The following is a 14,535-nucleotide window of genomic DNA, read 5'->3' as shown; positions in this document are numbered from 1 at the left end:
TAAAATCAGTAGTTTATTGAAAATCAGCGCAATCAGCGGTTCATAAAACTCTCTGCATAAATCAGCGTTATCTGCGGGAGAAAAAACGTAGTTTATTGAAAATTGTGGTTTAAAATCAAAATCTCAAATGGTTCTTAAGAGATGGTTTTTTGCTTCCGGTCCTTCATTGAAAATCAAGTCCAAAATGCTCAAGTCGGGAGCAAAGGGGTATTTGTTGCAAAACACCTGGTAATAAGGCGGAAACTGAAGCCCCAAATCGACATTCTTTGAAGAAAGCAAGTCGCGGAGATCGTGTTCCGTTTCGTGGACATAATCCGTCGAATAAGCGATTTCCATATTGAGTTTCAGCATCTTGAAAATAGCTTTCAGTGCGGCATCGTTGACATCAATGAGTTTCTCAAACTTAGTTTCAAAAACAGGCGCAATGTAACCGTAATAATGGTCGAAATAAGGCGAGGCCTTGTAAGCCGACTCTAAACAGCGGCGATGAATTTTCTGCCACGGCTCGATAGGACTAATGGCCATATCCTTGGTCATGGTGTGGTTGCCGTTTACTTTCTTGACGGGAATGCTCAAGGCCTGCACGCCGTTGGCGGTCATCACCTGACAGCGGTTGCGGAAAGTCTGCTTGTGGTAGGTGTCCCAAATCTCGATGACGGGTTGTTCGGCTTGCAGAAGCAGTTTCATGTAGCCGATGCTCGGGAAATATGCGGTGGGGAATAATGCGCTCATTTTTTTAGGTTATCAGTTGTCGGTTATCAGTTGTCAGTTTTTTACAGTAACTGAAAAACTGTAAACTGAAAACCGAAAACCAAACTCACTTCAGCAAGTTGTTCTCAATGATCTGCTTGTATTGCTGCTCGCTCAAAGCGCCGACTTGTTTCATGGGTTGGCCTTCCATTGGGATGAAAAGAACCGTCGGAATGCTTCTGACACTAAATGTGCTGGCAAGTTTCGGCTCTTTGTCGACATCGATTTTGTAAATGATGAGCATCCCATCGTATTCCTTTGCAATTTTCTCCATGATAGGGGAGACCTTGCGGCAAGGCCCGCACCAAGTGGCATAGAAATCAACTACACAGGGCAGTTTCCCTTCATATTTGAAAATGTTCGGACTCTTTTCAAAATTCCATACGGTCTTGATGAATTCATTGTAAGTCAAGGTGATGACTTTTGAGTCTGCTTTTTCCTGAGCAAAGATATTGGCTGAAAAAGCAATGCAGATTAATGTGAGGATGACGGATTTTCTCATTTTGTGATAATTAAAAAATAACCTATAACGAAAATAACTGTTTTTCGCTTCGCTGAGCGAAAATTATCGAAATTTATAATTGCCTATATATCAGTTTAATCTATGGAAATTCATGTTTAATTCGTGGAAATTTGTGTTTATAAAAACGATATTGATATGTGTTAGAACTGTCTCAACTTATTTTTTTATTGTTACTTTTCTTCAAATTTATGTGGCAAAAGTAAGAATATTTTTGAATAAGTTCTATCTTTGTGGCATAAATCAAATTTTGTAATTATGTTACTCGTTAATATCAAGGAACTTGTGGGCATCGAAGAGGAAGGCCGCCTGATGAAACGTGGCTCCGAGATGTCGGAAATCGGAAGAATAAAGAATGCTTTCCTGTTGACAAAAGGAAAGAAAATCGTCGATTATGGTCCGATGGATTCGCCTGAATGTAAACGCTATCTGTCAGAAAACCGCCGCATCATTGATGTAAGCGGCAGTCTGGTCATGCCTTGCTTCTGCGACTCGCACACGCATCTGGTTTATGCCAACTCGCGCGAACTGGAGTTTGTCGACAAAATCCGTGGTTTGAGTTATGAGGAAATCGCCAAACGCGGCGGTGGCATCCTCAATTCGGCCAAGGCAACAGCGGCGGCATCGGAAGATGAATTGTACGAAACCGCCATGGAACGCCTGAACGAAATTATGCATTATGGAACGGGTGCCGTCGAAATCAAGAGCGGCTACGGCTTGACCACCGAAAGCGAACTGAAACTGCTGCGCGTCATCCGCCGTCTGAAGGAAAACTCGCCTTTGACCATCAAGTCGAATTTCTTGGGCGCACACGGCATCCCGATGGAATATCGCGGTCATCAGGAAGATTATGTCGATTTGGTTATCAACGAGATGATTCCGTTGGTAGCTGCTGAGGATTTGGCCGATTTCATCGATGTGTTCTGCGACCAGGGCTTCTTTACTTGCGAAGACACCGAGCGCATTTTGATGGCGGGTATTAAATATGGTATGCGTCCGAAAATCCATGCCAACGAGATGGCCGTTTCGGGCGGCGTGCAGGTGGGCGTGAAATATGGTGCCATCAGCGTCGACCATCTGGAGCAGATGGGGCTGGCTGAAATCGAGGCTCTCAAGGATTCCGAAACCATGCCGACCATTTTGCCGGGCTGCGCTTTCTTCCTGAATTTGCCTTTGTCGCCAGCACGCGAGATGATTAAGAACGGTCTGCCGGTTGCCATGGCTTCCGATTTCAATCCGGGCACTTCGCCATCGGGCAACATGCAGCTTGTGCTTTCCATGGCCAGCATCCGCTATCGCCTGACGCCGGAAGAAGGCCTGAATGCCACCACTTTGAACACCGCCTACGCTATGGGCGTGAGCGACGAACTGGGAAGCATTACGCGCGGCAAGATTGCCAACCTCATCATCACCCAGCCAATGACGCAGTTGGAATATATGCCGTATTATTACGGCGCAAACAAAGTCGCCAAGGTGATTTTGAATGGAAAAATGATGTGAAAAAACTGATTATGAAGAAAAAACTATTATTGGTCCTTGTCTGTTTCCTGCTTTTGCTGACATCATGCAGCAAAAGCTACGATTTCAGTGATTTGGATGGTGTTGAAATGGATGGCGAAATTGCGTTGTCGCTTGCTTCTGCATCCTACACTTTTGTCGATTTGCTGGAACGATTCAAAATTGATTCGTTGATGAATTTTGATGAGGATGGCGGGATGCATTTCATGTTCAATTACGATTTGATGGATGTGGTCAAAGGATATGACCTCCTGTATTTTAACGATATAGATGTCGAGGAAACTTTCTCCATTCCGAATCCTTTCCCGTTTGTGCTGCCAGAGCCGATTGATACGACGATTTTCTTTTCGCAAACGGTGACACTGGAATCGAACAATATCAGTGTGCTGATGGCTGAAATCCGATCTGGTCGATTTGATTTTGGTATTTCATCGAACATCACGAATCTCAACCAAATCATCATCCGTTCCTCCGAAATCAAGGATGCTGAAGGAAACGATATGTGTCTGGTTTACAATCCTGTTTTAGGTCATGAAAGCTTGGATTTGACAGGTCTCCGCTATCAAACGGAAGTGGAGAATGTGCTGAATCTCATCTACGAGGTGAATCTGACCTTGCATGATTTCACTCAACCCGAATTGTCTTTCCAAACCAATTTGCACGTGTCGGATTTGCGCGTGCGTGAAATGATTGGCCGTATATCGGATTATAAGTCATCCTTCTCGCTTGATACGACTTTCAAGATGTTTTCTGATAAGATTTTAGGCACGGCTAACGTGTGTGCTTCAAATATTAAATTGAGGGAAAGAAATGGATTTCAACTTGATGCTCTGCTTGAGATTGATACAGCTTTGGTTTGGGGTGAAGGTGTCGTTCCTTACCATATTTTCGGTGAGATGCCTAAGGTTGTCATAGCTCCGCCATCGCATGATTACATTGAGGTGTTGAACGAGACGTTGCGGGGAAAGCTTAATATGACTTCCAACGATGCTTACGCTACGGGGATTATGATCCTGAATCCTTATGGAATGGCAGACATCGTTTCTGTCAGCGACACATCAACGATTGACTTGAAGGTCGATGTGGACATTCCGTGTTCTTTCAATGTTGAAAGTCTTGTCTATTCAGACACTTTGGAGTTTGATCTTGCCAATGCGTCTTTGCCGGAAATAATTGATGAGATTTGCCTCGATTTCGATTTTTTGACTGACATGCCTTTTAACATGAACGTTAGCGCATATATGTATGATTCTGTGCATGATGTGTTAATGGATACTCTGGCTGTCGATGAAATACTACTTTGCTCTTTTGATGCATCCCAAGTGGAATCGGAAATCAAAGTCCAAGCTGCTGATGAGCGTGTCGATAAAATCCTGAAATCGAATCACATTATTTTGAGTTTTGCCGTTGACACCGATTCCCATGATGTGATGTTGTACAAGGATCAGAATTTGTTTTTCAACATGAAGGCAATTGTAAAATACAAAGGTAATGTTGAATTTTCAAAATCTTCCGGAGAATGAATAAATTGGTTAAAACCTTGTGCTTTTTGCTGTCTACCATAGTTGTCGTGCAACTCAAGGCTCAGGATGTCTCGCCAGTCGACTTTATGAAGACAAATCCGTATCAGCTGAAAAACAATCCGTCGGCTGATTTGCCATACGACAGCCATTTTTCCGTTGGCATTGGTAACATTTGCGGCGATTTCAGGAACTTGGATTTCCGCATGGATAACATGTTCCGTTACGATGCTTCGGGCAGGCCTTCTGTCATCGATTTGAAGAACTTTGCCAATAGTTTGCAGCCGGAAAACGGCCTGAATTCCACTCTCGATTTGGAGGTTTTGAGCTTTGGAAAGAGATTACGGCATGGTTATATGACGTATAGCCATCGTGTCCGTTTCCAATGGGCAAACAATATCAGTGATGATTTGTTCCAGTTTGCGGCTTCTGGAAATACGGCTTTTGTCGGATATGACAACCCCGTTGATGTGAAGGTTGGTTTGAATGCCTTGTGCTTTCAGGAGTTTGCGCTTGGTTATCAGATAAAAGCGACTTCGCAGCTTTCTGTTGGCGGTAGGGTGAAGCTGCTCCTTGGTGTGGGCGAAGCCAAGACGGAGGCTTGCAACGTAAAGATAATCACTGATGAAGATTATTCCTTGTGCATCGAAGAGGATTTAGCATTGCGATTGACATCGCCTATGCCTTTCCAAATCAAGGATAATAAGATTGAATTTGAAAACAGCCGCTTCAATGTGGCGGATTTGTTCCATAGTCCTGGGGTTGGCATTGACTTGGCTGCCGAATATCGTTTTGACGACCACTTCGGTTTGATGGCTGCTGTGAACGATTTGGGTTTCATCCATTGGAAAAAAACCGGTGTGATGTTGAACGGCCAGATTGTCGATAACGGCCAGTTTTATGACAATGGGACTTTCCTCTTTCAAGGCATCAATGTCAGCGAATTGCAGAAAATTTTGTCGGATAATGAATACCGCAATAAGTATTTCAATGACATGAAGGATTACTTCGATTTTGAAACGGAAAACTCAGGGGATTACACTACTATGTTGCATACCAATATTTTGCTGCGCGGCACCTACGCTTTGAATGATAAACACAGGTTCATTGCGCAATTTCATGGCTATTGCAGCGGATTGGGTGTCCGCCCCGCGATGACTTTGGCTTACAATGCTACTTTGAACAAAACTTTTGATTTGTGCGCCTCTTATTCCATGATGAAGCGCAGCTTCGATAATCTTGGCCTTGGCTTTACCTGCAACTTGAAGTTTTTCCATATTTATGCTGCCACAAACAATATTATTGGTTGCTTTAAGCCATTGAATACCAGCGGTATGAATTTCCAACTCGGAATCGTCTTCACTATAGTGGATAAACGTTTGCATTAAAAAGGATTGAAATAAACGGAATTCAGTTTTAAGAAAATGGAATACAATAAGATAGAGAAGGAAGCCATAGCCAGTGTGCTTTATAATTTGGCTCATGCCGATTTCCGGGAACATGAGATGGAAAATGCGGTATATAAATCGTGTTTAAAGGAGTTGGATTTGCCGGACAATGGTTTTGTGCCAATCCCTAAAGACGAACTGCAATCACGCACTTTTGAGATTTTAAGACATTTGCCGAAAGAGAAGAAGCACGATTTTTCATTGATGATGACCAAAATTTCGCGTTCCGATGGCGAGTTTGGCATCTTGGAACGGAAGTTCGTGACAGAAATCCTTGACATGTGCAACATTCCGTTTGTTTCGCGATAAATGGGAAAAAACTGATAAAAACCTTTAGCTTCTTTTTTCTTTACGCGGTTCTTAAAAAAGCATCCTTCAAACGAAAAAAGGCATCCGTTTCGGATGCCTTTTTTCGTTGTTGATAATTGATTTGATTATTTGGCTTGGCCGGTGATAGTGGTCTGAACGCCGAAACCTCCAGTTTGGACATTGGCATTGACGAAGATGATAATGTGTTGGTTGCCTTCTGCATCGATGACGGCCAAAACATCGTTGTAGGTCGTGTCGCCAGGAGTGGCAACACTGATATTACGGTATTCAGGAACAGGAGTTCCAATTTCAATCAAGCTGCCGAAGAAAGCGGCCTTTTGAAATTCAGTTGAGATTTCATTGAATGCTTCAGCACTGTTATTGATAACATAGAGCTTGCAATTGTCATTCAGAGGGCGAATGTTTGCGTGAAAAGCGTCTCTTCCTTCCCATATCAAGCCATATTGAGCCATTTCTTCTGTGCTTTGGCAGTTACCGCCTTTGCGAACCCATGTGATGTCTTTGACTTCCAATGGGGTGTCGGTAACCACGCTTGTGATGGTCATTCTGCATTCGGCAGTCATGTCTTTGTCGTTGTGGACTGTTGCGATGATTGTGTAAACGCCTTCTGGCAAAGCGATTTGGCCATCAAAATTGTACTGGTTTTGGTTGATGTTGTCAACCAGTGTGTCATACACTCTTTCTTCACCCATAAGGACTTGGATGAAGCATTTGGTTAAGAGTTCCTTTGTGGTTTCATTTGATTTGGCTTGAATGCCAAACATGTAGGGTGTAAAAGCTTCGATCGTGTCATCTGATGAAATGTAACCTTCATCTTGGACAAAGTTAATGGTTGGATTTCCTGCTTTGTCTTCATCCTTGCTGCAGCTTGCAAAGAAAGCAACGCTGACAATGCACAAAAGTGCTAATGCAAATTTTTTCATTTTTTTGAAAATTTTAAGTTAATAATTGTGTTGTTTAATGTGTTCGTTTGATATCCTTCTTCGGTGTTTCTCCTTTTAGAATCGCTGCAAAAGTAGCAAATAATTTGCCAAACTTTCAAAAAATTTGAAAAAAGTGATAAAAAATGAAAAAAGCCTGCTTTTGGCAGGCTCTTTCACTTTTAATGCAACTAAATACAATTAATTAGTCTTCTACGATTGCTTCGTTAGGGCAAACGCCAGCGCAAGTACCGCAACCAACGCATGAATCAGCGTCAATTACATAAATGTTGCCTTCTGAAATAGCGCCAACTGGGCATTCGTCGATGCAAGTGCCGCAAGCGACACAACTGTCTGTGATTTTATAAGCCATAGTTTTAATGTTTTGAAATTAGTTAATTTTAAATTTTGTGCCGCAAAAATAGTACTATTGTTCCATAATTGTTTCCCTCTCCGCTAATTTATAACAAATCTAAATAACTTGAGGGTAGTGGGAATACGAGGCTGCGGGGTCGCGAGCCTACCTGATTTGGAAATCCATAATCTCGAAATCTCGTTGTCTCACAGCCCCGTCGCCTCGCTGCCAAAATAAATTCCATAAAACATTTCATTTGCACCATATAAATATGTAACTTTGCACCCTCAGAAAAGTTTTGCCGAAAAGGCAATGTAAATAACTGGTTAAATCATTTAAAATTAGTATAATATGACAGGAAAAAGTAAAGTTGTAGCTCTTGACCACGTCGTTATCCGCTTTGCGGGCGACTCAGGAGACGGCATGCAACTTACCGGAAATCTGTTTTCAGATTCTACGGCATTTGCAGGAAACGACTTCGCCACCTTCCCGGACTACCCGGCAGAAATCCGTCCTCCACAAGGCACGGTTGCAGGCGTTTCTGGTTTCCAAGTACACTTCGGACACAAACCGGTCCATACCACAGGCGACCTTTGCGATGTATTGGTGGCCATGAACCCAGCTTCCATCAAGGCTAACATGCGTTGGCTGAGACCTGGAACCATCATCATCGTCGACACCGACTCCATTACCGACAAGGCTCTTGAAAAAGCTGGCTATGCCGCCGACCCAACCGTTGATGGTACACTCGCCGACTATCAAGTCGTCAAGGCTCCTATCTCGGAACTGACCAAAGAAGCCCTGAAGGATTTCGGCATGGATCAGAAATCGATGCTGAAGTCGAAGAACATGTTCGCTCTCGGTATAGTGATGTATCTGTTCAACCGCAGTCTGGATACCGTTTACGCATACTTCGAGACCAAATTCAAGGGCAAGGATCAAGTCATCAAGGCTAACCGCACCGTTCTGGATGCCGGTTATCATTATGCCGACACTTGGGAACTTTTCACCAATACTTATAAGGTGGAAGCTGCCGAACTTGAAAAGGGCAAATATCGCAACATCACAGGTAACACGGCTATGGCATGGGGCCTCATGGCAGCAAGCGAACGTTCTGGTCGCCCGCTGTTCTTGGGTTCATATCCTATCACGCCTGCTACCGATATTCTGGTGGAACTTACCAAACATAAGGAACTCGGCGTGAAGGCTTATCAGGCTGAAGATGAAATTGCTGGCATCATGTCGTCAATCGGTGCTTCATACACTGGTTGCCTGGCAGTTACAACGACTTCAGGCCCTGGTCTCTCGCTGAAGAGCGAAGCTATGGGTCTGGCCGTTATGACCGAATTGCCATTGGTCATCATCGACGTTCAGCGTGGCGGTCCTTCAACAGGCCTGCCAACCAAGACCGAACAGAGCGACCTTTTGCAGGCACTCTACGGCCGTAACGGTGATGCTCCGCTGGTAGTGTTGGCTGCAAGAAGCTCCGCTGGTTGCTTCTATTCAGCATTCGAGGCTTCGAGAATCGCTCTCGAACACATGACCCCAGTCATTCTGCTGAGCGATGGCGCTCTCGGCAATGGCTCTGAAGTGTTCCGCATCCCTCGCATGGCAGATATGCCTACAATCACTCCACGCCTCGCCAAGGCTAACGACCCTGACTATCGTCCATATCGCCGCGACGAAAAGACTTTGGCTCGCGAATGGGCTATCCCGGGAACCGAAGGCCTCCGTCACCGCGTCGGTGGTCTGGAAAAGGAAAATGTGGTTGGTAACCTCTCCACAAATCCTGAAAACCACCAGATTATGACTGAATTGCGTGAAGAAAAGATCAACCGCGTTGCCGATGACATTCCGTTGCAGGAAGTCTATGGCGACAAGAACGCTGACCTCCTCGTCGTCAGCTGGGGCGGCACTTTCGGTGTTGTCCGTACCGCTGTCGAAAAGATGATGGAAGAAGGCAAGTCGGTGGCTCACGCTCATTTCGATTACATCATGCCTCTACCAAAGAACACTGCTGAAGTGCTCGCTGGTCACAAGAAAATCGTGGTGTGCGAAATCAACCGTGGTCAGTTTGCCAAGTATCTGAGAATGAACTTCCCAGAATACAAGACTGAACAATATAATAAGGTTCAAGGTTTGCCATTCACCCTTGGCGAACTGGAAGACAAGTTTAACGACCTTTTAAAATAATACGACTATGGAAAATTTAGATAATCAAGTTCTTACCAAGGCAGATTTTGCCAGCGACCAAGTCGTTAAATGGTGCCCAGGCTGCGGCGACCATGCTATCTTGAAAGCCGTTCAGGACATTTTCCCACAATTGGGCGTTAAGAAGGAAGACATCGTAGTCGTTTCAGGTATCGGCTGCTCTTCACGTTTCCCATACTACATGAACACATACGGTTTCCATAGTATTCACGGCCGTGCTGCTGCCGCTGCAACAGGCGTCAAGTTGGCCAATCCGAACCTCTCCGTTTGGATGATTACCGGCGATGGTGACTGCACCGCAATCGGTGGCAACCACTTCATTCACGCTTGCCGTCGTAACATCGACATCAACCTGCTGCTCTTCAACAACCGTATCTATGGCATGACCAAGGGCCAATTCTCACCTTGCACATTCCGTGGCACGAAGACCAAGACTAGCCCGCAAGGCACTTACGAAGATCCATTCAATCCTGGCGAACTCGCCATCGGTGCAAAGGCTACTTTCTTCGCCCGCGCCGTCGATGTGAATCCAAAGGAAATGAGCGAAATCTTCATGGAAGCCTATAAGCACAAAGGCATGTCAGTGACCGAAATCCTCCAGAACTGCATGATTTTCTCGAACGGTGTTCACGAAAACATCACTGGTAAGGATGTCCGCGACGATATGCAGGTGAAGTGCGTTCACGGCCAGCCGCTGATTTTCGGTAAAGACCGCAACAAGGGTATCGTTTTGAGAAACAACCGTCTCGAAGTCGTTACCATTGGCGAAAACGGCATTACCGAAAAGGATATTCTCGTTCACGACAAGACCACACAAAACACTGGTATTCACATGATGCTGGCTCACATGATGCCGCCTGAGTATCCAGTTGCCATTGGCGTCATCCGCGATGTGGTTGCTCCAACCTTCAACGACAGCCTCGATAAAATTATCGTCAACGAAAAGGCCAACTCGAAGGTGAAGAACATGGACGACCTGCTGAACAGCGGTTCAACATGGACTATCGAATAAGAATATTCAACTATTTCATAAATGAAGAATCCCGTTCCTTTGAGCGGGATTTTTTTGTATTCCCCTGAATAAGGTTGACTCATAAAGAAGAGTCAACAGTGTATCAGTTACGCACACTGACAGGGATAAGGCTCGGATGGTAAACTCATTCCAAGATTAACAGCAATAAGTCAATTCATATCAGTAATAATCAGTGAAACCGAGTCTACCTGAATCAGGAAAACATAGCTCATTGGCCTTTGGCATTCCCCCGACCGTCGTGATGAGTTGTACTGGCCATAGCACTTACCAATCAATGCGTCCTTATATTGAGGTTAGTGACGAAACCCAGCGTACGGAGTTGGCAAAGTGGGATCAAAAGGCGAATGAAAAATCAACCCTCAAGGGCGATGTCGCAAAGAAACTTGCCAGCGTTGATGAAGAAACGCTGAAGAAGGTGCTGGAACTGCTCAATTCACAGAAATGATGAATCTTGTAGGAAATAAAACTTAAAAACACACGCAACTATATCAATATTTGATATTTTTGCGTCAAATTTTAAGTAGTCGTGTATCAGGATATTGAATCGACAGAAAACGTTTGCTACAACACCCGGAAATCGCGGCTGAGCACCTATCAACGGGCAGGTTTTCTTCTTTCACAATTCAACGATGGACTTGGATTGTCAGACAACTTTTTCAAGCATTGCAAGGAAAGGATTGGCTGTAATGTGTGTTACCTGTCGGCTGATGAAGATTGTGATGCCTTCGATAACGAATGGAAGATTTGCGTTCCGAAATCATTAAGGAAACAAAAAGAATATGGACAGTATTGATCTGACAAAGAAGGTGTAACTGAAATAGCATCTGAAAGGCATTTCACTGTAACCAATGTCGAAAAAGTGATTTTCATAGATGGATTTTTGATGGAAGCGGTTTTGTCAGTTAGCAATGCATCAAAATAAAAATAGCATTGGCAAAAGTACATATTTAGTAACGCTTAAAAAATAACATGAGACGATATTAAAGTATAAATCACACATAATGGATGGTCGTTCTTCTTTTTCACAGTTTAGCAATCCGGAAACGTCAGTAAGGATTTTTTGCAGGATTTTCAGTAGGGATTTTGAGCGAAGCGACCCCAAAATAGCGAAAGCCTTCGATTATTTTTAGCAGGATTTTAAGTATGGATTTTCAGAAGGATTTTTGAAAAAATCTCCAACAAAAATCCCAACTGAGAATCTTGCTGAAAATGTTTCTACGATTCTTCTTTGGGTCGGGCTAAGCCCTCAAAATCCTAACTGAAAATCTCCCTGAAAATCTTAACTAATTAACGCTTAAAAAATAACGTGAGACGATATTAAAGTATAAATCACACATATTATGTCATTTAAGCAATTGCATCATTACAACTTATTTTTTAATCATTACTTAACCAGATAGCAATGTTTTTTGTTATATTTGCAATTTATTTATTGATTACATTATAAGAAAGGTACATTGCGTCCATATCGTTCATACTTTTGATACTTAAATACGGCGATGAATAATTCGCTTTCATGGCAAAACGTAAAAACTAGACAGAGCTATGTATACACCTCCATTCACCATATCATCGACAGCCATCAATCTGATAGCAGAGATTTCTGCGCAGATGGAACGCTTTGCCATTCGGTTGGAGCAAAGCGACGGATTGCGTCTGCGTAAGGCGAACCGTATCAAAACCATCCACTCTTCACTTGCCATTGAAGGCAACAAACTGAGCGAAGGTCAGGTGGCCGACATCATAGAAGGCAAGACAGTTGTGGCGCCACTGCGCCAGATACAGGAAGTGAAGAACGCCATTGCCACATACGACATGTACAATTCGCTGAATCCTTTCAGTGTGAAGTATTTGTTGCGTGCGCATGGCACAATGATGATGGCTCTCGTCGACGATGCCGGCAAGTTCCGCAGGGGTGGTGTTGGCGTGTTCTCTGATACGGGGCTTGTTCACATGGCTCCGCCAGCAGAACGTGTACCGCAGCTGATTGATGATTTGTTCGAATGGCTCGCCAAGGCTGACGACCATCTGCTCATTCGTTCATGTGTGTTCCACTACGAGTTTGAATTCATTCATCCATTCTCGGATGGAAACGGTCGTACTGGCCGTTTGTGGCAATCGCTTATATTGGGCAGATTGAATCCGTTGTTTGCGCATCTTCCTGTCGAAAATATGGTATATTCTAATCAAGAGGCTTACTACGCTGCCATAGCCCAAAGCACAGCGAAGGCTGATTCAGGTCCTTTTATTGATTTCATGCTCGAAGAGATACTTAAAACACTCAAGTCGCACCAGGGCACGGAGCAGCCGGACTATAATCCTAATGAGTCACCACTTGATAAGCAGTTCGGTATAACATTCGGCAAGGAGTTCGGTGTAAAGTTCGGTGTAAAGTTCGGTGATAACGAGAAGCAACTTCTCCTTTCCCTCAACTCCAACCCAGCAATGACCGCCCAAGATTTAGCAGATAACCTAGGCATCACGAAGCGAGCCGTTGAGAAACAGATAAAAAAACTGCGTGAGCTCAATGTGCTCACACGACAAGGCAGTGCTAAGAATGGTTTGTGGGTGATAAATAGGAATTGATACGTTTGTCATCGTTATAGGAAATTACAATATAGTAAGTTACCATGCAGGCAATGAGACCGACACTATCAGAATAGATGATGAAGTCATAGGATTTCAGGCAAAATACTTCATAAATGAAATAGAAGAGAAGAAAATAATACAGTCCATCAGAGAGATGCCAGTTGAAAGAATAAAACACACCAACCTCAAGAGGTTTTCCTGTGTATCCGATTTCTAGGTCATCTCCCAAAGAAGGTATGTTGACCAAATCCCCCTCTCCACCACGAATATCAGTGAAACAGGTTCTCCCATCTTTTTTGATAGTAAAGCAGCCAATCAAATAGTTAGAACCAATGCGTCGTTTTAGACCTTCTTCAATGTTGTTCATGTTATCAATTTGTTGTTTTTATCAAAAGCATTATATTTTCTTAAATTCTTGGGCATTTCTAAATAAAACTCTTTGATATTCAGATAAATATTTGTATATTTGCCGAAAATTTGAAGAGAAAATGGACACATGCAAAAGGGCATACAGAAAGCTTGGCAACCAAGGATTATTTGATTCGGAAGAGAGGACATCCATGTTGTCCGCATTAGGGAATCCACTTGAGAGGCTTTCGGAAACGGTTGATTTCGAGATGTTCCGTGAGACATTGGAGACAGGCTTGTACCGTGAGCGTCTGACGAAAGCTGGTGCAAAACCGTACGACTATGTGCTGATGTTCAAGATCCTTGTGCTGCAACGCATGTATAACCTGAGCGACGAGCAGGCCGAATACCAGATAGTTAACCGCACAAGTTTCAGGGGCTTCCTAGGCCTGGCAAGCGGAGACAAGGTGCCCGATGCCAGGACCATCTGGGCGTTCAGGGAGCAGCTGACAAGGAAAGCGCTCCATGACAGACTCTTTGCCGACTTCGACAGATTCCTGCGGGAGAAGAACCTGATAATGAGCCAGGGCGTGATAATAGACGGCAGTTTCGTGGAAGTCCCCCGCCAGCGCAACACGCGCGAAGAGAACATGGCCATAAAGGATGGTCGCGGCGGCGAACTTTGGAACGCGGAAGATGACGATGCTGAGGAGGATAAGAAGAGAAAGGCCAACAAGAAGAATTCCAGGACGAGGGTGCGAGTGGAGCATGTGTTCGGCTACTGCGAGCTGAACCTGCACGGGATGTTCACCCGCTTGATCGACTTCGCGCGGAATGCCGCGAGGAACACCTTGACCAATCTGGTTTACAACGTGTGCCGATATGAACAAATAGTACGGTTAGGAATGAATTGATGTTTTTATCACATTGATAAATAGTAAATTAGCAACATTTTATATAAAATATAAAATAATAATGAAAGGTTAGAGATTG

At 44.0% G+C, this 14,535-nt stretch carries 15 protein-coding genes; 10 read left to right on the top strand and 5 right to left on the bottom strand.

Going from position 1 to position 14,535, the window contains the following annotated elements; genetic code table 11:
• Positions 1 to 123 precede the first annotated feature (123 nt).
• A complete protein-coding gene (locus tag AC06MN_RS10395; protein WP_475672310.1) occupies positions 124 to 732 on the bottom strand; it encodes a WbqC family protein in 609 nt (202 codons plus the stop codon).
• Positions 733 to 817: 85 nt separating this feature from the next.
• Positions 818 to 1,252 (bottom strand): thioredoxin, encoded by a 435-nt coding sequence (gene trxA / locus AC06MN_RS10390; protein WP_475672309.1) that lies wholly within the window; start codon positions 1,250 to 1,252, stop codon positions 818 to 820.
• A gap of 276 nt (positions 1,253 to 1,528) precedes the next feature.
• On the opposite strand from trxA, the gene hutI reads away from it, so the two are divergent.
• From hutI to AC06MN_RS10370, 4 genes are read left to right on the top strand one after another with little or no spacing between them, the layout of a single operon-like run.
• On the top strand, positions 1,529 to 2,770 hold the full coding sequence (gene hutI / locus AC06MN_RS10385) for an imidazolonepropionase (RefSeq protein ID WP_475672308.1): 1,242 nt from the start codon (positions 1,529 to 1,531) through the stop codon (positions 2,768 to 2,770).
• Between the two features lie 11 nt (positions 2,771 to 2,781).
• Positions 2,782 to 4,311 (top strand): hypothetical protein, encoded by a 1,530-nt coding sequence (locus AC06MN_RS10380; RefSeq protein WP_475672307.1) that lies wholly within the window; start codon positions 2,782 to 2,784, stop codon positions 4,309 to 4,311.
• Entirely contained in the window at positions 4,308 to 5,696 is a 1,389-nt protein-coding gene (locus AC06MN_RS10375) for a DUF5723 family protein (protein ID WP_475672306.1), read from the top strand. Before AC06MN_RS10380 ends, AC06MN_RS10375 begins: the two co-directional genes overlap by 4 nt.
• Positions 5,697 to 5,732: 36 nt before the next feature.
• A complete protein-coding gene (locus AC06MN_RS10370) occupies positions 5,733 to 6,065 on the top strand; it encodes a hypothetical protein (RefSeq protein WP_475672305.1) in 333 nt (110 codons plus the stop codon).
• A gap of 125 nt (positions 6,066 to 6,190) precedes the next feature.
• On the opposite strand, the gene AC06MN_RS10365 is transcribed toward AC06MN_RS10370, so the two are convergent.
• Positions 6,191 to 7,009 carry a hypothetical protein gene (locus AC06MN_RS10365; protein WP_475672304.1) on the bottom strand — a complete coding sequence of 273 codons (819 nt, stop codon included), beginning with the start codon at positions 7,007 to 7,009 and terminating at the stop codon, positions 6,191 to 6,193.
• 202 nt (positions 7,010 to 7,211) lie between these two features.
• Positions 7,212 to 7,379 (bottom strand): DUF362 domain-containing protein, encoded by a 168-nt coding sequence (locus AC06MN_RS10360; protein ID WP_475672303.1) that lies wholly within the window; start codon positions 7,377 to 7,379, stop codon positions 7,212 to 7,214.
• A 333-nt stretch (positions 7,380 to 7,712) separates the two neighbouring features.
• Between AC06MN_RS10360 and AC06MN_RS10355 the strand changes: the two genes are divergently transcribed.
• From AC06MN_RS10355 to AC06MN_RS10335, 5 genes are all read left to right on the top strand, one after another.
• Positions 7,713 to 9,554 carry a 2-oxoacid:acceptor oxidoreductase subunit alpha gene (locus AC06MN_RS10355; RefSeq protein WP_475672302.1) on the top strand — a complete coding sequence of 614 codons (1,842 nt, stop codon included), beginning with the start codon at positions 7,713 to 7,715 and terminating at the stop codon, positions 9,552 to 9,554.
• A gap of 7 nt (positions 9,555 to 9,561) precedes the next feature.
• The gene (locus tag AC06MN_RS10350) at positions 9,562 to 10,584 is read left to right on the top strand and encodes a 2-oxoacid:ferredoxin oxidoreductase subunit beta (protein ID WP_475672301.1); all 1,023 of its coding nucleotides are present in this window, start codon (positions 9,562 to 9,564) and stop codon (positions 10,582 to 10,584) included.
• 193 nt (positions 10,585 to 10,777) lie between these two features.
• Positions 10,778 to 11,050, top strand: a complete 273-nt coding sequence (locus AC06MN_RS10345) for a hypothetical protein (RefSeq protein ID WP_475672300.1) — start codon at positions 10,778 to 10,780, stop codon at positions 11,048 to 11,050.
• Positions 11,051 to 11,131: 81 nt separating this feature from the next.
• Positions 11,132 to 11,398: a hypothetical protein gene (locus AC06MN_RS10340; RefSeq protein ID WP_475672299.1), complete on the top strand. Its 267-nt coding sequence runs from the start codon at positions 11,132 to 11,134 to the stop codon at positions 11,396 to 11,398.
• A 752-nt stretch (positions 11,399 to 12,150) separates the two neighbouring features.
• Entirely contained in the window at positions 12,151 to 13,191 is a 1,041-nt protein-coding gene (locus tag AC06MN_RS10335; protein ID WP_475672298.1) for a Fic family protein, read from the top strand.
• Here the strand turns inward: AC06MN_RS10335 and AC06MN_RS10330 are convergent.
• Positions 13,157 to 13,561, bottom strand: a complete 405-nt coding sequence (locus AC06MN_RS10330; protein WP_475672297.1) for a hypothetical protein — start codon at positions 13,559 to 13,561, stop codon at positions 13,157 to 13,159. The genes AC06MN_RS10335 and AC06MN_RS10330 overlap by 35 nt on opposite strands.
• A gap of 121 nt (positions 13,562 to 13,682) precedes the next feature.
• Between AC06MN_RS10330 and AC06MN_RS10325 the strand changes: the two genes are divergently transcribed.
• A complete protein-coding gene (locus AC06MN_RS10325) occupies positions 13,683 to 14,456 on the top strand; it encodes a transposase (protein WP_475672296.1) in 774 nt (257 codons plus the stop codon).
• Positions 14,457 to 14,535: the final 79 nt, after the last annotated feature.

This window comes from Candidatus Limimorpha sp. (assembly GCF_056203535.1).
The sequence above is the reverse complement of the archived record's forward strand: the minus strand, read 5'-3'. Positions and strand labels throughout refer to the sequence as shown.